The following is an 18,174-nucleotide window of genomic DNA, read 5'->3' as shown; positions in this document are numbered from 1 at the left end:
GTACTACCGCAGCGTCTCGCGCTGCCGGTCGCTGCCGATATGGGACACCGGTTTCGGATAGCAGTGTCATGCGTGATCTTTTTCGGCCGCTAACTGCGGTGGTGCTTTGTATTGGCCTTGGCGCCTGTTCTCTCGTCGCCAACGTGCCTGAGTTGTTCCGCTACAACGAACCCACCGACGGTCAACGAACGCGTCTGCGCATCGTCGGCGATGACGGTAATACCGTCATCTACCCTGGGACCACGTGCGACCGTGCCAACGTGCCGGGATTTGGCAGAGCTGCTCGCTCGCTGGTGTTCGGTGGGCAGGATCTGGGCATGCCGCGCTTGAGCGATACACCCAAACATCCCTTGGAATTGGCTGTGCGGGCAGGTGAACCCATGGTGGTGGGTTTCAGTGCCGGTGCTGTAGCCAGTCAGACGTGTCCCAAAGCGCCGCCAGGCTATCGAATGGTCTGCAATGCCCCGATCGGTCACGGGCCGACTTGCGCAACCACGCGGAGTTTCGTGCCGGAATCGGGTATCGATTACGAGGCGCACGTGGATTTCGGTGCGGGCCGCTGCCGGCTCGATGTGTATGCCCTGACAAAGCGTAACGACGGTACGACCGAACGCCGCGCCATTGCCGCCGCGTTACCCAGCTGCCCCGCCACCTCAAAGGAATGATTGCCATGGCACATGTCCGTTTAATCTCCATTGGCCTGGGCGCCGCACTGCTCAGCGCCTGCGCAACGGCTCCAAAACCCAAGGCGATCGTCGCCGAGCCGATCCAGCCACCATTGACCGTGGTCGCGTCGAAAGATACCTATCGCAAGACCACCGGGTTGCGTGTCGTGCATCGCTCGCACACCGCAAAGGCAACCAGCCTGAAAGTCATGCAGGGAATCTTCGGGGCGATGAGCACCGGCGGAAACATTACGGCATTTAAGAAGGAGGATCTGCTCGGTGACCCGAATGAGGATCTGGTAGATCCTTCAATCAAGGAACTCCCGCACGCGCTGGAAGAACAACTGCGCAGTTATGCGCTGGCGCATCCTGCGGCCACGCCGCCCGCGCAGTTTGTGATCCGTCCCGCCACATGGGCATTGATCTACACTTCGTTGTCGGATTCGCAGACGCCCTACCAATTGCACCTTTCATTGGATATGGAAGCGCGTGCTCCGGACCGCGACGGCCAGCGCCAGGCAACGGTCACACAACGCTGCAATCCGGCACCCATTGAGTTGTCACTGGCCGACTGGCAAGCGGCAGACTACGCCAAGGTGAAGCAGGTGGGTGCTGACTACGTTGCTCAGTGCAGCGAAGAGTTCGCACGCAACTTCCCGACCTTGTTTCACGAGACCGCAGCGGTCGCTGCTTCTGACTAATCAATGAGTTACGTAGATATTATTAAAGTGTTGCTTTAACGTTAAAGCCTGCGTACGATGCCCCTCGTCCGATGTCAGTCGGAAGCTGTGCCACTCATTGTCCACCGGGCTTGTCCCGGTTTTCGAAGGGATCGGGCCTTGTGCCCGGTCCTTTTTTTTGCCTGCCGATCGGTGCTTGCAGCGACTGCGTCGGCGGTGCCGTCGCTCAACGCGGCGCCGCTGCCTTGCAGTAGCGATCGATGAACTGCTGGTGGGTCGGCATGACGTCCACGCAGTGGCCGATGGTCTGCGCCACGCTGGCCAGGAAGCGTTCGGCGTCGTGATCGGGCACCTGGTCCACCAGCGGGTGGTAGCCCCGCGGCAGGATGCCCTGGCCGACCATCACCTGCACCCAGCTGATCTCGGCGAACATCTCCTCGGCATTGCGGTAGAAGCGCCCGCTGTCGCGGAACAGGTCCAGCGTGGTCTGCAGCTCCGGGGTGATCGGCATGGTGCGGCAGTGGCGCCAGAACGCGCTGTCGTCGCGCTCGGTGGCGTGGTAATGCAGCACCAGGAAATCGCGGATGCGGTCGAACTCGAACGCCAGCCGGTCGTTGTAGCGCTGCACCAGCACCGGGCTGATGCCCTCGCGTGGAAACAGCTCCAGCAGCCGGGAAATGCCGGCCTGGATCAGATGGATGCTGGTCGATTCCAGCGGTTCCAGGAAGCCGCTGGCCAGGCCCAGCGCCACCACATTGCGGTTCCAGAACTGCTTGCGCCGCCCGGTGGTGAAGCGCAGCGGGCGCGGGTCGGCCAGCGGCTTGCCCTCCAGGTTGGCGAGCAGCGTCGCGGCGGCTTCGTCGTCGCTGATGTGCGCGCTGGAGTACACATAGCCGTTGCCGGTGCGGTGCTGCAGCGGGATGCGCCACTGCCAGCCGGCCGCGCGCGCGGTGGAGCGCGTATACGGCGTGGGCGGGCCGACGTTTTCGCTCGGCACCGCCAGGGCGCGGTCGCAGGGCAGCCAATGGGTGAAGTCGTGGTAGCCGGTGTGCAGCGCTTCTTCGATCAACAGCCCACGGAAGCCGGAGCAGTCGATGAACAGGTCGCCGCTGACGACCTGCCCGGAGGCCAGCTGCAGCGATTGCACGTGGCCGCTGTCCGCATGCAGCTGCACCTGCTCGACCAGGCCTTCGATACGGGTGACGCCGCGCTGTTCGGCGTAAGTGCGCAAGAAGCGCGCGTACTGCGTGGCATCGAAGTGATACGCGTAGGCGATATTGGCCAGCGGCGAATTGGCCGGCACATCGCCGGCCGAGGTCATGAACTTGCCGCGCACCGCGGCCACGGTGTTGAGCGTGTAGGCACCCAGCGGCTGCGCCTTGCCGCGCGCGTGCTGCTTGATCCAGTACTGGTGGAACGGCAGCAGCCCGAGCGGGTGCCCAATCTGGGTGCCGAAGCCATGGATGTACGACGTGCCGGGCCGCTGCCAGTCGACGAACTCGATGCCAAGCTTGAAGCTGCCCTGGGTCTGGCGGACGAACTCGGCTTCGTCGATGCCGAGCAGGTTATTGAAGGCCTTGATGTGCGGCACGGTGGCCTCGCCGACGCCGACGGTGCCGAGCTGTTCGGACTCGATCAGCTGCACCTTGAAGCCGGGGCCAAGCACGCGCGCGAATGCCGCGGCGGCCATCCAGCCAGCGGTGCCACCGCCGACGATGACGATGTTGCGGAGGGGAGCGGGGATCATGAAAGTCCGGTCCTGAGAAGAATAGAAGCCGCCAACAAAAAGTCTGTGATCATTGCCAGGCGGTTGCAATCGATACACGGGGCAGCATGCACCACGTGCACACCGTTACGTCGCAAGTGTGTGATGCATCCAACAGACGACTGCCCGCTATGTTTTGTTCGCCACTCTGAAAGCTGACAGGCGAACGGGGCCACGCGGCCCCGTTCGACTCACGCGCATGCAGGCGCATGCGCGTGCACGTTGCAGTGGATCAGAACTTTGCACCCACTTCGAAAATCACGCTGCGTGGCACGTAGCTGATCTCGCCGTCATTGACCACGGTGATGTCCGGCTCCAGCCGACCATTGCTGCCGAAGCTGTTGTACTGGTACTGGGTGAAGTTCTTGAAATCGAACACGTTGAGCACGTTCACCCGTGCGGTCAGCTTGAAGTCGCCAGCCACGGTGAAGTCCTTGGTGGCCTGCAGATCCACGGTGCGGTAGCCCCAGATCTTGCCGCCCAGCAGGAACTTGCCGTTGCCCGGCGGAGTGACGCCGATCTGCTGGCAGGTGCCGCCATCGGGATCGGTGAAGCCGTAGCAGGCAATCGTGTTGATCGGCTCAGGCGTGGCCAGCACCAGCTTGGCACCGAAGGTGACACCCCACGGACCATCCAGCGAGCCGGAGGCCACGAAGCGGTGCGCCGAGACCGCATCGGACTTCACGAACGGATAGTCGCGGATGGTGGCCTTGTCGAATGCAAACGGCTCGTCGATGTTGCGGTTCTGGCGCGCGCTGGTATGCGTGTACGCCAGGTTCAAGCCCCAACCCGATTCCTTGGTGTAGGGCTTTTCGGCCGACAGCAACACCTGGCTGCTGCGCTGCTCCAGACCGTTGTTGCCGATGATGGTGTTGCGATAGCCCGGCACCGGCTCGCCCCACGGCACGCCGCCATTGGCATCGAAGTACGCGCCGTTCGGATAGCGGTTGACCAGGCTCATCACCAGCCCGTCGTAGGACAGGATCCGCTGGAAGGTGACATCGGTCAGCCAATCGCCGACCTGGTTGCTGATGCCGATGCTGTACTGGTCGCTGTACGGGGTCTTGAGCTTGTTCTTGAACATGAAAAGCTCGGAGCTGTCGCTGGTGCCGGGGATCGTGTTGAGCTGATCGATGCCGGTGAGAAACGCCGGATTCCAAGGCGCACAGGCGCGGTCGTCGCGGAAGCAGCCCTGGCCGCTGGCGGCATCGCTGAAGTACACCACCACCGGCGACAGCGCGGCCTTGACCGATTCCAGTGCGAGCTGTTCGAACAGGTTGCGGTCGTAGGAACGGCCCGCGCCGCCGTGGATCACTGCCGCCTCATCGCCGAACAGGTCGTAGGAGAAGCCCAGACGCGGTGCCCAAGCGTCCTTGAAGTTCTTGCGGTTGTTGCCGGTGCTGATGTAATCGGCCACGTTGACGCCGCTGGGCAGCAGGCGGTTGGCCCACGGCTGACCGGGGTTTTCCGGGTCGTCGGAATACAGCGCATCCACGAACGGCTGCGAGGTTACGAAGTCGGTGTAGGCCGGGGTGTCTTCGTAGTCGTAGCGCACGCCGATGTTGATCATCAGCTTGTCGGTGGCGGCCCAGTCGTCCTGCAGATAGATGCCGTACTGCTTGGACGGCGACTCGACCACCGGCAGCTGGCCGGGGTTGTCGAACGCACGGATGTAGCGCACCTGGAAGGGCACTGGCGCCACGCCGTTCTGGCCGACTTCATAGCTGAACTGCGGATTGAGCGAGCTCGATTCGCGCGAGGTCAGCTTGATGTCGCGGTAGGTCACACCGGTCTTGATGGTGTGCTCGCCATGCCACTGCAGTGCGTTGAAGGTCAGGTCGTTCTGGAACGACCAACCCTTCTGGCTACGCAACTTGAAGTCTTCGCCACTGGCGGCGCCGGTGTTGAGGAACACCCACTGGCGCGGATCGGCCTGGGTGCGATCGATGTAGGTGTAGATGGAACCGTTGCCCACACCGCGCGGCGTCGGCACATTGCGCGAATCTTCGGTGGTGAGGATGGCTTCGTTGAACCAGCTGTCGGCACTGTGCTGCCAACGCAGGCTGGTGCGCTTGTCCTTGTTGATCTTGTCCACCGCGCGGTCGGGCGCGTTCTGGCCGCCCACGTTGCTGACCTGGGTTTCGTCGCGATACTGCGTGGCCAGTTCGATGCGATCGTTGTCGGTCGGTTCGAAGTCGATCTTGCCGAAATACAGATCTTCGGTGAACGGCATGTTGGACGCGCCGTACTGGTCGCGCAGGTTCGACGGCAGCAGGCCGATGAATGGCGCCGCTTCGGCACTGGGCTGCACGCTCTTGGGCGCGACGTTGTCCTTGCCTTCGTAGGCGAAGAAGAAGTGCATGCGGTCCTGGATCAGCGGGCCGCCGATCGCAAAACCATATTCCTTGGTCTGCGAATCGACCTTGCCATCGGCTTCGTCCGGGCGTTGCTTACGCAGGTCCTGATTGGTGAAGCGGTAGAACGCTTCGCCATGGAACTCGTTGGTGCCGGACTTGGTCGCCGCAGTGATCGCCGCGCCGCTGATCTGGCCGTATTCGGCCTTGTAGTTGGAGGTGATGACCTTGTATTCGCCGATCGCCAGCTGCGGGAACGGGTTGCCCTGGGTCTCGTCCTGGCCGGCGATGCCGCCGCCGGAAACGTAGCTCTTCTGGCTCACGCCGTCGATGTAGAGATTGCTGGAGCTGGCGTTAGACGCACCGCCGCGCAGCTTGGTGTTGCCGTCCTGGTCGATGGTGAACACCATGCCCGGCACGGTGTCGGCGAATTCCAGGAAGTTGCGCGTGGCCTGCGGCAGCTGCTGGATCTGGCGCAGCGACACCGTGTTACCCACCTCGGAGGTCTTGACGTCGCGAATCATCGGCGCGCTGACCGTCACCGTGTCCAGTGTGGTCGCGTCGCCGGCGGGCGCCGCGGCCGCCTCCGTGCCGAGATCGACGGTGGCGCTGGAGGCCACCGACAGGGTCACCGTGCGGCTGGCGCCGTTGGATTCGACCTTGTATGTGCCCGGCTGCAGACCGACGATGGTGTAGTTGCCGTTGGCATTGACCGGTGCGCGTCGCACCGAGCCGGTGGCGAGGTTGGTGACGACGACCTCGCTGCCGCTCTGTGCGGAAGCGACCTGTCCGCGCAACGTGGCGTTGCTGGACTGGGCCATGGCCGGGGTGGTGGCGAACAACGAGGCAGCCAGGGCGCAGCACAACAGGCTACGTGCCGGCAGGGTGGAGACGGTGCGGTGAGTCTTCATGACTTTCCCCCTCCCAGGGGTAAAGCGCGAACCAGTGAAGTGACTGGCGCGTCGAGGTTGGTGCTTGGTGTGGATGGAACGGGTACAGCGGGCAACAAACAAACAGCAGGGACGGCAAACACAGCAAAAACGGTCGCCAACCGGAGCGTGCCGTCTGCGGCATCGCGCGTCGCGCCGCAGCAACACACCTCAATCGGGACGATGCAACAAGCCTGCGGCCGGCCCCTCCCCATTGCCGTGGGGCCGATGCAGCTTAGGCAGCGGGTGCGGTACCGGCGCCGTGACGCCGGAGCCGCCAACGCAGCCGTTACCAGATGATGCGTGCGCTCATGAACAAGGTCCGTGGCGGAGTGGACATCGCGCCGTACTGGTTGATGCTCACGCGCGGGTCGTACACGCCGGCACTGCCCCAGTCGATGCTGTACTGATCGTAGTTGCGGAAGTTCAGCGCATTGATCAGATCACCGCGCACCTGCACCGTCACCGCATCGGTGATGTGCATGTCCTTGGACAACGACAGGTCCAGCTGGCGGGTGCCGAAGATGTCGCCGCCGGCGATGAACTTGCCGCCGGGCGCATCCACCGAGACCACGCGGATATTGTCCGAACTCGGGCCGCCGTACTGGTCGTAGGAGATCGCCTCGTTGCGCGGCGGCACCGTGGCCAGGGTCAGCTTGGCCGAGCCGCTGATGCCCCAGAACAGGTCGTAGATGCCGGTAAGCACCAGGCGGTGGCGCGGCACTGCATTGAGATCCAGGAACGGATAGTCGGCAATGGTGGCCGCATCGAATCCGTAGCGATCGTCGTTGCCGCGATTGCCGCGCGCACGCGAGAAGGTGTAGGCCGCGGTCAGGCCCCAGCCGCTCTCCTGCGTATAGGGCTTGTCTGCCGACAGCAGCAACTGGCCGGTCTTGGTCTCCACGCCGTTGTTGCCGATGATCAGGTTGCCGAAGCCACGGGGTGTCTGGCCGAACGCCTGGTTGCCGTTCTGGAAGAAATCGCCGTTGGCATAGCGGTTGCCCAGGGTGAAGATGAAACCGTCCTTGCTGTGGATGTACGACAGCGTGGCCGAGGTGTTCCAGTCGCCCAACTGGGTGCGCAGGCCCAGCGAATACTGGTCGGCATACGGCGTCTTCAGATCGTTGTTGAGCAGGTCGATTTCGCCGTTGCGCACGCGCGCATCGACCAGGTTGGCCAGGCTGTCGGGATTGCTCACATAGGTCGGATCGAAGGCGGTGCAGGTACCCGGCGCCGGGACGCAGTTGGTGGGCCCGGCAAAGCGGATCGTGTACTGCGCCAGCGCGGATTTGATCTGCTCCAGGCCCATCACGTCGAACAGGTTGCGGTCGTAGCTGCGGCCGGCACCGCCGAACAGCACCAGCGACTCGTCGCCACGGAAGTCGTAGGAAAAGCCCAGGCGCGGTGCGAAATTGTTGTTGTCCTGTTTGCGATTGCGGCCGTTGCTGATGTAGTCGTTGATGTCCACCCCGCCCTTGGCCAGCTGCTCGGCATAGGTGGCGCTCACGGCAGGATCGGTGCCGGGGCCGTTCAAGGCCGCCACCACTTCCGGCGGGGTCACGTTGTCCAGGTACGAGGGAATCTTTTCGCCATCCCAGCGCACGCCGATATTCAACTGCAGCTTGTCGTTGACGTCCCAATCGTCCTGGATGTACAGGCCCAGCTGCTTGCTGGTGGTGGTCACCGACGGTGCGGCACCGGCGAACGGCAGGTTGAAGCGCACCTGGTAGGGAATGGCCGAGGTGCCCGCGCCATCGCCCACCGCGTAGTAGAACGACGGGTTGGCCGCAGAGTTCTCGCTCTGGGTCAGCTCCACTTCCTTGTACTTCACGCCCATCTTGATGACGTGGTTGCCGTGCCACTCCAGGTTGTTGAAGGTCAGGTCGTTCTGGAAGCTGGGGCCTTTCTGGCCCTTGCGCTGGATCGCCAGGCCGCTGGTGGCGCCGTCGTTGAGCAGCACGTCGTCTTCGGCGATGCCGCGCGTGTACACGCTCTGGCTGCCCACGGTATAGGCGGTGGGATTGAACAGCACGTCCTCATAGGACACGCGCGCTTCGTTGACGTAGCGCTCGCCGTAATGCTGCCAGCGCAGGTCGAAGCGCTTTTCGGTGTTGAGGTTGATCTTGGAGGCGATCGCGGTGGTCTGGCCGCCGACGCTGTCGCGGCTTTCCTCGTCGCGGTACTTGCCGGTGAGCTCGAGGCGGTCGTTCTCGCCGATGTCCCAGTCGACCTTGCCGAAGTACAGGTCTTCGTTGAACGGGCGGGTGACCGAGCCGAGCCGGCTCTGCACGCCGGCGGGCAGGTCGTCGCTGAGCGCGCTGAAGCGATCGGGCACGGCCACCGGATCGGCCGAGACCTCGAAGCCCTTGCCTTCGTAGCTGAAGAAGAAATGCGCCTTGTCCTGCACGATCGGCCCGCTCAGCGCAAAGCCGTATTCGTCCTGGTGGGTCTTGCGCTTGCTGCCATCGGAGTTGGGCGCGCCGGCGCGTTCGTCGGGCTGACGCGCGCGGAAATCGGTATTGCTGGTGCGCCCGAAGATCTCGCCGTGGAACTCATTGCCGCCGGACTTGGTCGAGGCCACGATCGCCGCCGAACCGACCTGGTCGAACTCGGCCTTGTAGTTGGAGGTGATGACCTTGTACTCGCCGATGGCCAGCTGCGGGAACGGGTTGCCCGCGCTCTGCTCCTGCCCGGACACGCCACCGAACAGGTAGCTCTTCTGGCCGACGCCGTCGATGTAGACGTTCACCGCCGAGCTGCCCTGCGCGCCGCCGCGGATCTGGCTGTTGCCGTTGGAGTTGGTCTCGAACTGCATGCCCGGCACGGTGTCGGCGAACTCCAGGAAGTTGCGCGTCAGCTGCGGCACGGTGCTGATCTGCTTCAGCGACACGTTGGTGCCCACTTCGGAGGTCTTGACCTCCTGCAGCGTGGTGGCGGTGACCTGCACCGCATCCAGCGTGGTGGCATCGCCGGCAGGCGCCGCGGCTGCGCTGCCGCCCAGGTTCAAGGTGACCGACGAGGCCACCGACAGGGTCACGGTCTGCTCGCTGCCGGGGCCGGCATCCACCTTGTAGGTGCCCGGGGGCAGGCCGACCAGCGCGTAGCTGCCGTCGGCGCCGGTGGGCACGCGTCGGACGGCACCGCTGGCGACATTGGTCGCGGTCACGGTGGTGCCGGCCTGTGCTGCCGCAACCTGGCCGCGCAAGGTCGCATTGCTGGACTGGGCCATGGCCGGGGTGCTGGCCAGCAACGAGGCGGCAAGGGCGCAGCACAACAGGCTGCGCGCTGGCAGGGTGGAGACGGTGCGGTAATTCTTCATGACTTTCCCCCTCCCAGGGGTAAAGCGCGAACCAGCGGAGTGGCTGGCGCGTCGGTACTGCGTCAAGCGGGACAGCTGGCAACAACGGCAAAGGACTGCAAGCAACACACGTTCGGCAAAGCGTGGTGGCGCGTTTCAGGTGGGAGGCGCCGCCCGCGGCGCGCTGGACGCGCGCACGATCAGTTCGGGAACCATCTCGGAAAACGCCGGGGGGGCGGCATCGGCGGGCGGGGCGGGCGCATCGACCAGTTGCTGGCCCAGCAGCAACTGCAATGCCCGCGCGCCCAGCCCGGCGATATCCACCCGCATGGTGGTCAGCGCCGGCAGCACGTAGCGCGCCATCGGCACGTCGTCGAAGCCGGCCAGCGCGATGTCCTGCGGCACCTTCAGCCCGGCATGGCCGAGCGCGAACAGGCAGCCCAGCGCCATCATGTCGTTGGCCGCGAACACCGCATCCGGGCGCGCGCCCTGTGCCAGCGTCTGGCCGGCGCGGTAGCCGGACTCTTCGTCGAAGTTGCCCGGCAGCACCCACGGCTGCACGTCGGCATCCAGCGCCAGCTCGTCGCGGTAGCCGCGCAGACGCTCATGCGCATCGAAGTTGTCGGCCGGCCCGGCGATGAAGGCGATGCGGCGGTGGCCGCTGTCGCGCAGGTGCCGGGTCATCGTCCGCGCGCCGCCGTAGTTGTCCACGTTGAGCACCGGGCGCTGGCTGGCCGTGCCGGCGCAGTTGAGCAGCACTGCCGGCAGGCCGCCGGGCAGGGCGTCCTCGTGCACGCCGGAGTCGCCCAGCGAGGGCGACATCACCACCACCCCGTCCACGCGCCCGGGCAGGCGTTCCAGCGCCTTGCGCTGCGCCTGCGGGTCGCCGTGCGAGCTGGACACCAGCAGGTGGTAGCCCTGCTCGCGCGCCACCTGGTCGATGCCGCGGATCAGTTCGGAAAAGAACTCGCCATGCAGGTCCGGCAACACCACCCCGATGGTGTGGGTGCGCCGGCTGCTGAGGCTGCGCGCGGCGTGGTGCGGGATGTAATGCAGCGCGCGGGCCACCTGCAGCACGCGCTCGCGCACCGACTCGGCCACATGCTGGTGCCCATTCATGGTGCGCGAGACCGTTGCCACCGACACCTGCGCTTCGCGCGCGACGTCCTTGATGGTGACGCTACCGCCTTCGGAGCGTGGCCGACTCATGGCAAAACCTCCAGGACAACGCGGTTGCCACCGCACGCCGGGAAGGGTCGCACGGTCCGCTGGCGCAGAACGTTCGTGTCACACATGCACATGAATGACATCGGCCCCAACCGATGGCGACCTCAGAGCGAGATGGCGCGCACGCTAGCAGGAACTGCAAGCGCTTACATGATGCGCTGCACCATTGAGCCAAACGCAGGTGGCACAAGGGCTTGGCGGCATCCCCTGGACAAGTTTGTCCGGGAAGGACAACGGCAGTCAATGTCGGACACTAGGCGACAACATGCATGGAACTACGAAAATCTAACGTTTCCGTACCGTACCCGGGCGCACGGTTGTCGCGCGCCTTGCCGCCAGTGCGTTCAGACAGCAAGATGCGCCGATCGATCAGGGGAACAGCGTGCGCATGTCGCCATCTACCGTCCGCGCCGGCCGGTTCCAGTCCATCGCGTGGGTGCTGCTGGCAGCGCTGTGCCTGGGCAGCTGCCAGCGCGCCGACAAGACCGCCGCCTTGCCGGGCGCCAGCGCCGAGCCAGCCGCAGCGATGCAGTCGATGACCCTGCCCTTGCGGCGCAACGACCTGGTCGCCTATGCGCGGATCCGGGTCACACCTGCGCAATACACCCAGCTGGAGGCGGCCTGGCGCAGCGGTGCCAGCCGTTGGCCGCTGACCGAGCTGCCGCTGCCCAACGAGGTCGGCAGCCTGCTCGGCACTTTGTCGGCGCCCGGCGCCGAGCGCCAGCTGCAGCAGGCCTTCGATGCACAGCTGGCCGGCCAGTCGCAGGGCATCCGCCAGGCCGCGCAGTCGCTGGGCCAGTTCGGCGTGCAATACCTGCGCAGCCGCAGCGACTACCAGCCCGAGCAGCGCGCCCATTACGTGCAGCTGGTCGATGCCCTGAGCGCCTGGGCGGCCACCGCGCCGCTGGCCGATCGCGCGCGCGCCAAGGCCAGCATCGCCGACCTGGTGACCGCCGCCCGCGCCACCGGCATCGGCTCGGACGCCGATCTGCAGCGCTTGGGGATGGAAGAGAGCCTGCGCCGGCTCGGGCCGTTCTGGGCCGCGGCCAAGCAGGTGCTGGAGCGTTACGGCCTGTCGCTGGACAGCAGCCTGGATGCGCTGCGCACCGGCTTGATCAGGCAGGACGGCGACCGCGCCCAGGTGCGGCTGCGCTATCCGCTGGCCGCGCACGACATCGACCTGAGCATCGGCCTGATCAAGCGCGACGGCCACTGGTACCAGCAGCAGACCCAGGACGAGGTGCAGGCGCTGCTCGGCGCTGCGCCGGCGGCGCCCGCACCCGACGCCGCTGCAACGCCTGACACCCCGGCGGCCGCGCCCGCCACGCCCGCCGCCACCGGGCAACGCCCGGCTGGGCGATAATGACCGTGATGCCAGAACAGAATCCCCTGCCGTTCCCGGACGGCCAGCCCGCCCCGCCCAGCGCTGCTGCCGATCTCGGTGCCACGGCCGCCGCCTTGCCGACCGCCGTTCCGGTTCCGCCGGACGCTGCGCCGTCGATCGCGCCCGCCGTCGCCGCTGCCCGCAGCGCCAAGCGCCCGTGGTGGGCGCGCCTGCTCGGCCGCCTGGCCGACCCCTGGCTGAGCCTGACCATCGAACCGGATCAGCCGAGCCGCTACGACGACGGCACGCCGGTGGTCTACGTGCTGGAGGACTACGGCCTGTCCAGCGCGCTGATCCTGGACAAGGCCTGCCGCGAGGCCGGGCTGCCCTCGCCACTGGTGCCGCTGCCGGGCGACCCGCTGCAGCGCAAGCGCGCCTACCTGGCGCTGTCGCGGCGCAGCAGCAGCAATTCGCTGATCCCCGAGCAGCGCGGCGGCAAGACCCATTCGGATTCGCTGGCCAAGCTGCTGCAGGCGCATCGCGTGCGCGCCGACCTGGACGTGCATCTGGTGCCGGTGTCGATCTTCGTCGGCCGCGCGCCGGACAAGCAGAGCGGCTGGTTTGCGGTGCTGTTCTCGGAAAACTGGGCGCTGGTCGGCCGCTTCCGGCGCCTGCTGGCGGTGCTGCTCAACGGCCGCACCACCATCGTGCGCTTCGCTCCGCCGATCTCGCTGCGCCAGACCATGGCCGAGGGCCTGCCGCCCGAGCGCACCCTGCGCAAGCTGCAGCGCGTGCTGCGCACCCACTTCCGGCGCATCCGCGAGGCGGTGATCGGGCCGGACCTGTCCACCCGCCGCCTGCTGGTGGACCAGGTGCTGGCCGCCGATTCGGTACGCGAAGCCATCGCCACCCAGGCCAAGCGCGACAACTCCAAGCCGGTCGATGCCTGGCGCAAGGCGCATGCCTACGCCTGGGAGATCGCCGCCGACTATTCCAGCCCGGTGGTGCGCTCGGCCAGCTTCCTGCTGACCCACGTGTGGAACCGCATCTACGCCGGCGTGCTGGTGCATCACCTGGACAAGCTCAAGCAGGCCGCGCCCGGGCACGAGGTGGTCTACGTGCCCAGCCACCGCAGCCACATGGATTACCTGCTGCTGAGCTACCTGCTGTACGAACGCGGCATCGTGCCGCCGCACATCGTGGCCGGCATCAACCTCAACCTGCCGGTGGTCGGCACGCTGCTGCGCAAGGGCGGCGCGTTCTTCATCCGCCGCTCGATCAAGGGCAATGCGCTGTATTCGGCGGTGCTTAGCGAGTACGTCGCCCAGCTGGTGGCCGGCGGTTATTCGATCGAATACTTCGTCGAAGGCGGGCGCTCGCGCACCGGGCGTCTGCTGCAGCCCAAGGGCGGCATGATCGCGATGACGCTGCGCGCCTACCTGCGCCAGCCGCGCAAGCCGGTGCTGTTCCAGCCGGTCTACATCGGCTACGAGAAGCTGATGGAAGGCAACAGCTACCTGGACGAGCTCACCGGTCGGCCCAAGGAGAAGGAATCCATCTGGGGCCTGCTGTGGTCCATCCCCAAGGTGCTCAAGCAAAACTACGGCCAGGTGGTGGTGAACTTCGGCGAGCCGATCGCGCTCAACGACGTGCTGGCCAAACACGCGCCCGACTGGGACGGCCAACCGCTGCCCGACGACGAAAAGCCCACCTGGCTGGCACCGGCGGTGGACACGCTGTCCACCCAGATCCAGACCCGCATCAACTGCGCCGCCGACGTCAATCCGATCAACCTGCTGGCGCTGGCGCTGCTGTCCACGCCCAAGCACGCGATGGGCGAGGCCGACCTGATCGCGCAGATCGAGCTGTGCAAGAAGCTGCTGGCGGAGATGCCGTATTCGGACCGTGTCACCGTCACCCCGCACACCCCGGCGCGCATCATCACCCACGCCGAAGAGATCAACGTGCTCACGCGCGTGTCGCATCCGCTGGGCGATGTGCTGAGCGTCAGCGGCGACACTGCGGTGTTGCTGAGCTACTTCCGCAACAACGTGCTGCACCTGTTCACCGCCTCGTCGTGGGTGGCGTGCTGTTTCCAGAACAACCGCCGCATGAGCCGTGCCGGTCTGTTGCGCCTGGGGCGCACCGTGTACCCGTTCCTGCAGGCGGAGTTGTTCCTGCCGTGGAGCGAGGACCGATTTGCCGAACGCATCGAGCAGACCATCGACATGTTCGTGCGCGAAGGCCTGCTGCTCAACGTCACCGACGACGATGGCGGCATCCTCACCCGCAATACCGGGCAGACCGACGAGGTGTTCCGCCTGCGTGCGATCGGCCATTCGCTGCAGCAGGCCTTCGAGCGCTATTACATCGCCATCTCGGTGCTGGTGAAGAACGGCCCCGGCGTGCTCGGTGCCGGCGAACTGGAAAGCCTGTGCCAGCAGGCCGCGCAGCGCCTGAGCCTGTTGTACGCCCCGGCCGCCCCGGAGTTCTTCGACAAGACCCTGTTCCGCAGCTTCATCCAGAAACTGCGCGAGCTGCGCCTGGTGTGGCCGGACGAGAACAGCAAGCTGCTGTTCGACGAGCGCCTGGATGCCTGGGCCAAGGACGCCAAGTTCATCCTTGGCCGCGAATTGCGCCATACCATCGAGCGGGTCAGCCCCGAGGCGGTCAAGCCGGACGTGGTGCTGCCGCCGGCCGAGTAAGGCGTCAGTACAAACGCCAGCGTCTCCTTGCGGCAGGTGATGCGGGCAATGGCAGCGCACCCACAAGGAAGAGCAGATGCGCACGACGCCTCCCCTTCTCCCACCGGGAGAAGGTGCCCGAAGGGCGGATGCGGGTCGGTCAGCACGCGACCCCCGGCGCTGTAGTAGGCCAGAGTCACACCAGGCGTGCTCCACCAACGCGCGCAACTTCACACAACAGTTCCGTTCGTTTCATCCGCCTCTTGCAGCAATGCCGATAGCATCGCGCCACCTTTCATCACGATCGGGTGCGTTGGATCACTGGCGTGCCCGGCAGGAGACTTCCATGCGCGCAGCCATCCACACCCAATTCGGCGACCCGGCCAAGGTGCTCGAACTCGGGCAACGGCCCACCCCGCAGCCCGGCAAGGGCCAGGTGCGCATCGCCATGCGTCGCTCGCCCATCCACAACCACGACCTGTGGACGGTGCGTGGCAATTACGGCTACAAGCCGGAGCTTCCCGCAATCGGCGGCAGCGAGGCGGCCGGCGTGATCGACGCCCTCGGCGAAGGCGTACAGGGCCTGCAGACCGGCCAGCGCGTGGTCGCCGCCGGCGTGCACGAGAGCTGGGCGGAGTTTTTCCTGGCCGACGCGTCCGGCGTGGTGCCGCTGCCCGACGCGCTGGACGACGACCGCGGTTGCCAGTTGATCGCCATGCCGCTGAGCGCGCTGATGCTGATCGAGTTCCTGCATGTCGAAAAGGGTGACTGGATTGTGCAGAACACCGCCAATGGTGCGGTCGGCAAGACCGTCGCCATGCTCGCCGCCGCGCGCGGCATCAACGTGGTCAATCTGGTGCGCCGCGACGCCGGCGTGGACGAGCTGCAGGCCCTGGGCATTGGCAACGCGGTCTCCACCGCCCGGGAGGGCTGGCAGGACAGCGTGCGCGCGCTGGTCGGCGAGGCGCCGATCGTGCGCGCAATCGATTCTGTCGCCGGCAGCGCGGCCGGCGACCTGATGGGGCTGCTTGCCGAAGGCGGCGAGCTGATCTCATTCGGCTCGATGACCGGCGAGCCGCTGCAGATCTCCAGCGGCGATGTGATCTTCAAGCAGGCCAGCGTGCGCGGCTTCTGGGGCAGCAAGGTCATGGCCGCCACCAAGCCCGAGGACAAGCGCCGCATGATCGGCGAACTGCTCAAGGCCGCCGTCGATGGCAGCCTGGCTCTGCCGGTGGAAGCGGTATTCGATCTGGAAGATGCAGCCACGGCGGCCGCGGCAAGCGCCGAACCGGGCCGCCGTGGCAAGATCCTGCTGCGCGCAGGCTGAGGATGGCGGCTCGGGTCGTCTTACGACAGTCGGCGCCTGACGCGCAAAAGCGGTGAGGCGCTTGCACGTCCGCTGACGCGAATAAGCGCCCGGATCCGTTGCCCAGATCGGCCGAAGAGATCGACAATTCTCCAAGACCGGCATATCAAGCCCCTCTCCCCTCGGGGCGAAGCCGCACCGCTTGCGCGCCACTGGCGCGCGTGCCTTTGAGCGCCCGCGTCGCAAGACGTGGGCTGGGGCGCGCAGCGGGGTTGGGGTGAGGGTGTGGCCCAAGCGACAAACGCGACACGCCTCAGCTCAAGCCGGCGCCATGCCGACAAAACCCTGCCTGCGTCATCAACTGACTCAACTTCCTGTCACCGCGACCTTGATATCCACTGCCGCAAAGCAGACCCAGGCGGCCGCACGCACCAACCTCACGCCGGCTCGTCAGGCACCAGCTCCATTTCCAGCCGCGTGATGCAGTCCTTGAGATGCAGCTTGCGCTTCTTCAGGCGCTTCATCTGCAGCTCGTCGTCCATGTTGGCGGGCACGCGCTGGATCTCCTCGTCCAACGCGCGGTGGGCGCGTCGCAACTCGGCGATCTGCTCGGCGATCTCGGCGGGTGAGAGAGTTTCCACGGCTCCGAGCATACACAACCACGGGCCGGCCGCGTCACCCGTGCTTGCCAAGCCGCCCGGGGCTGCGACAATGCCTGCGCGCCGTTGGGGAAACGGCGGCGCGCCTGATCCCATCATTGCCGCGCGGCCATGGCCGTCGAGAAAGGAGTCTTTACGATGCGTTTGCGTTCTTCCCTGCTGGCCCTGAGCCTGCTCACCGCCGCCAACCTGGCCAGCGCCGCCGACGTCGCCAAGTACGACGGCTTTTTGTGCTGCAACCTGCGCACCGACGGCAGCTGGATCAGCGACAGCAACTACGCCGAAGACGGCAAGCGCATGCTTCCCGTAGGCACCCCGGTCAGCGTCACCGGCTTCGGTCGCAACCGCGTCAACCTCAAGATCGCCGGCGAAAAGCAGTCCATCGGCAACGATTACAGCCGCGACCTGGACAACACCGCCTTCGCCGCCCGCTATGTCGTCACCGCCGACCCCAAGCTCAAGCTGGCCACCTTCCCGCCCAAGATCCGCCAGGCCATCAATGACGGCAAGCTCACCGGCGGCATGACCCGCGAACAGGTGCTGATGGCCGTCGGCTACCCGATCAGCAGCGAAAACCCGAATCTGGACGCCTCGCTGTGGCGCTACTGGCGCGACAGCTTCTCCGAGTACCAGGTGCAGTTCGGCCCCAGCGGCAAGCTGGTCAAGGTCACCGCGGATCCACAGCTGATGAATCTGGTTTGGCTGCCGTGAATTGCCCGAGGTGGTCGCACATCGTGCGGCCATCTGCGTAGCAGGTTCATTGCCTGAGCAGGCACCTCGAACACCGGGAGACGGTAGGCTCCAGCAGCCGAGGTCTGGATCCTGGCGACACGCGATCAGAGCGCACAATCAGTGCCAGCGCTCTTCCCTGGCCACCGGCCGTCAAAGACCGAAGCTCACATGCAACGACATCCGGACCTGTATCCCAACGACGATAATGGCGACACCCTCTGGCACATTGCCCAGCAAGGCGTGGACCTGTCGAAGCCGCGCGAGATTGCGTTCTCCGTGGTCTTCCCCACGAAGGAGTCGGCCTTGGAGTTCTCGGTGATGCTGCTGCGCTTCGAGCAAAAGGTGCGTTGCTGCCACTATCCGGAAAACACCGCGTTTCCGATGGACGTGACGGTGTATCCGACCATGGTGCCGTCGCACAAGGCGATTTCGGCATTCGAGGAGGAGCTGGCCGTGGAGGCCAAGCCCCTGGGTGGCCTGAATGACGGCTGGGAGTTTTCCGTGGATGACAAGGACGCCTGACGCAGCCCGTGTGCGAGAGCCGTCGATGC

The 18,174-nt window shown here is 65.8% G+C and carries 12 protein-coding genes; 7 read left to right on the top strand and 5 right to left on the bottom strand.

Translation table 11 applies throughout. The features are described from left to right. The first annotated feature begins 68 nt into the window (after positions 1–68). Both ACCQ04_RS20010 and ACCQ04_RS20005 read left to right on the top strand, forming a co-directional pair. Entirely contained in the window at positions 69–665 is a 597-nt protein-coding gene (locus ACCQ04_RS20010) for a hypothetical protein (protein ID WP_226428031.1), read from the top strand. 5 nt (positions 666–670) lie between these two features. After that, complete coding sequence (locus tag ACCQ04_RS20005) at positions 671–1,366, top strand: hypothetical protein (protein WP_184381416.1); 696 nt, start codon at positions 671–673, stop codon at positions 1,364–1,366. A 205-nt stretch (positions 1,367–1,571) separates the two neighbouring features. On the opposite strand, the gene ACCQ04_RS20000 is transcribed toward ACCQ04_RS20005, so the two are convergent. The 4 genes from ACCQ04_RS20000 to ACCQ04_RS19985 all read right to left on the bottom strand — a co-directional run bounded on the left by ACCQ04_RS20000 (position 1,572) and on the right by ACCQ04_RS19985 (position 10,900). After that, the gene (locus ACCQ04_RS20000) at positions 1,572–3,092 is read right to left on the bottom strand and encodes a tryptophan halogenase family protein (RefSeq protein ID WP_104627652.1); all 1,521 of its coding nucleotides are present in this window, start codon (positions 3,090–3,092) and stop codon (positions 1,572–1,574) included. A 250-nt stretch (positions 3,093–3,342) separates the two neighbouring features. After that, entirely contained in the window at positions 3,343–6,375 is a 3,033-nt protein-coding gene (locus ACCQ04_RS19995; RefSeq protein ID WP_039527680.1) for a TonB-dependent receptor domain-containing protein, read from the bottom strand. Between the two features lie 307 nt (positions 6,376–6,682). Next, positions 6,683–9,712: a TonB-dependent receptor gene (locus ACCQ04_RS19990; protein WP_102256377.1), complete on the bottom strand. Its 3,030-nt coding sequence runs from the start codon at positions 9,710–9,712 to the stop codon at positions 6,683–6,685. 135 nt (positions 9,713–9,847) lie between these two features. Then, on the bottom strand, positions 9,848–10,900 hold the full coding sequence (locus tag ACCQ04_RS19985) for a LacI family DNA-binding transcriptional regulator (RefSeq protein WP_016904027.1): 1,053 nt from the start codon (positions 10,898–10,900) through the stop codon (positions 9,848–9,850). Positions 10,901–11,306: 406 nt separating this feature from the next. On the opposite strand from ACCQ04_RS19985, the gene ACCQ04_RS19980 reads away from it, so the two are divergent. The 3 genes from ACCQ04_RS19980 (at position 11,307) to ACCQ04_RS19970 (ending at position 16,253) form a co-directional block, all read left to right on the top strand. Next, on the top strand, positions 11,307–12,281 hold the full coding sequence (locus ACCQ04_RS19980; RefSeq protein WP_065033356.1) for a hypothetical protein: 975 nt from the start codon (positions 11,307–11,309) through the stop codon (positions 12,279–12,281). Continuing rightward, positions 12,281–14,947, top strand: a complete 2,667-nt coding sequence (gene plsB / locus ACCQ04_RS19975) for a glycerol-3-phosphate 1-O-acyltransferase PlsB (protein ID WP_104647869.1) — start codon at positions 12,281–12,283, stop codon at positions 14,945–14,947. The genes ACCQ04_RS19980 and plsB overlap by 1 nt, the downstream gene beginning before the upstream one ends. Positions 14,948–15,272: 325 nt before the next feature. After that, positions 15,273–16,253 carry a zinc-binding dehydrogenase gene (locus ACCQ04_RS19970; RefSeq protein WP_226428032.1) on the top strand — a complete coding sequence of 327 codons (981 nt, stop codon included), beginning with the start codon at positions 15,273–15,275 and terminating at the stop codon, positions 16,251–16,253. Between the two features lie 416 nt (positions 16,254–16,669). Here ACCQ04_RS19970 and ACCQ04_RS19965 read toward each other — a convergent pair whose 3' ends face one another. Beyond that, positions 16,670–16,873, bottom strand: a complete 204-nt coding sequence (locus tag ACCQ04_RS19965) for a YdcH family protein (protein ID WP_023905744.1) — start codon at positions 16,871–16,873, stop codon at positions 16,670–16,672. A 156-nt stretch (positions 16,874–17,029) separates the two neighbouring features. On the opposite strand from ACCQ04_RS19965, the gene ACCQ04_RS19960 reads away from it, so the two are divergent. Together ACCQ04_RS19960 and ACCQ04_RS19955 are read left to right on the top strand one after the other, a co-directional pair. Further along, positions 17,030–17,602, top strand: a complete 573-nt coding sequence (locus tag ACCQ04_RS19960; RefSeq protein ID WP_039527696.1) for a hypothetical protein — start codon at positions 17,030–17,032, stop codon at positions 17,600–17,602. Between the two features lie 189 nt (positions 17,603–17,791). Further along, complete coding sequence (locus ACCQ04_RS19955) at positions 17,792–18,145, top strand: ribonuclease E inhibitor RraB (RefSeq protein ID WP_039520877.1); 354 nt, start codon at positions 17,792–17,794, stop codon at positions 18,143–18,145. Positions 18,146–18,174: the final 29 nt, after the last annotated feature.

The sequence above is a fragment of the Xanthomonas sp. NCPPB 2866 genome (genome assembly GCF_041475745.2).
GTDB lineage: Bacteria > Pseudomonadota > Gammaproteobacteria > Xanthomonadales > Xanthomonadaceae > Xanthomonas > Xanthomonas arboricola.
Note: the sequence above shows the minus strand (reverse complement) of the source record. Positions and strands in the feature narration are given on the sequence as shown.

Excerpts from the sequence above, each read along its gene's own strand:
- plsB (WP_104647869.1), top strand. The coding sequence starts at position 12,281 with ATGACCGTGATGCCAGAACAGAATCCCCTGCCGTTCCCGGACGGCCAG.
- ACCQ04_RS19990 (WP_102256377.1), bottom strand. The coding sequence starts at position 9,712 with ATGAAGAATTACCGCACCGTCTCCACCCTGCCAGCGCGCAGCCTGTTG.
- ACCQ04_RS19955 (WP_039520877.1), top strand. The coding sequence starts at position 17,792 with ATGCAACGACATCCGGACCTGTATCCCAACGACGATAATGGCGACACC.
- ACCQ04_RS20010 (WP_226428031.1), top strand. The coding sequence starts at position 69 with ATGCGTGATCTTTTTCGGCCGCTAACTGCGGTGGTGCTTTGTATTGGC.
- ACCQ04_RS20000 (WP_104627652.1), bottom strand. The coding sequence starts at position 3,092 with ATGATCCCCGCTCCCCTCCGCAACATCGTCATCGTCGGCGGTGGCACC.
- ACCQ04_RS19980 (WP_065033356.1), top strand. The coding sequence starts at position 11,307 with ATGTCGCCATCTACCGTCCGCGCCGGCCGGTTCCAGTCCATCGCGTGG.
- ACCQ04_RS19970 (WP_226428032.1), top strand. The coding sequence starts at position 15,273 with ATGCGCGCAGCCATCCACACCCAATTCGGCGACCCGGCCAAGGTGCTC.
- ACCQ04_RS19985 (WP_016904027.1), bottom strand. The coding sequence starts at position 10,900 with ATGAGTCGGCCACGCTCCGAAGGCGGTAGCGTCACCATCAAGGACGTC.
- ACCQ04_RS19995 (WP_039527680.1), bottom strand. The coding sequence starts at position 6,375 with ATGAAGACTCACCGCACCGTCTCCACCCTGCCGGCACGTAGCCTGTTG.
- ACCQ04_RS20005 (WP_184381416.1), top strand. The coding sequence starts at position 671 with ATGGCACATGTCCGTTTAATCTCCATTGGCCTGGGCGCCGCACTGCTC.
- ACCQ04_RS19960 (WP_039527696.1), top strand. The coding sequence starts at position 17,030 with ATGCGTTTGCGTTCTTCCCTGCTGGCCCTGAGCCTGCTCACCGCCGCC.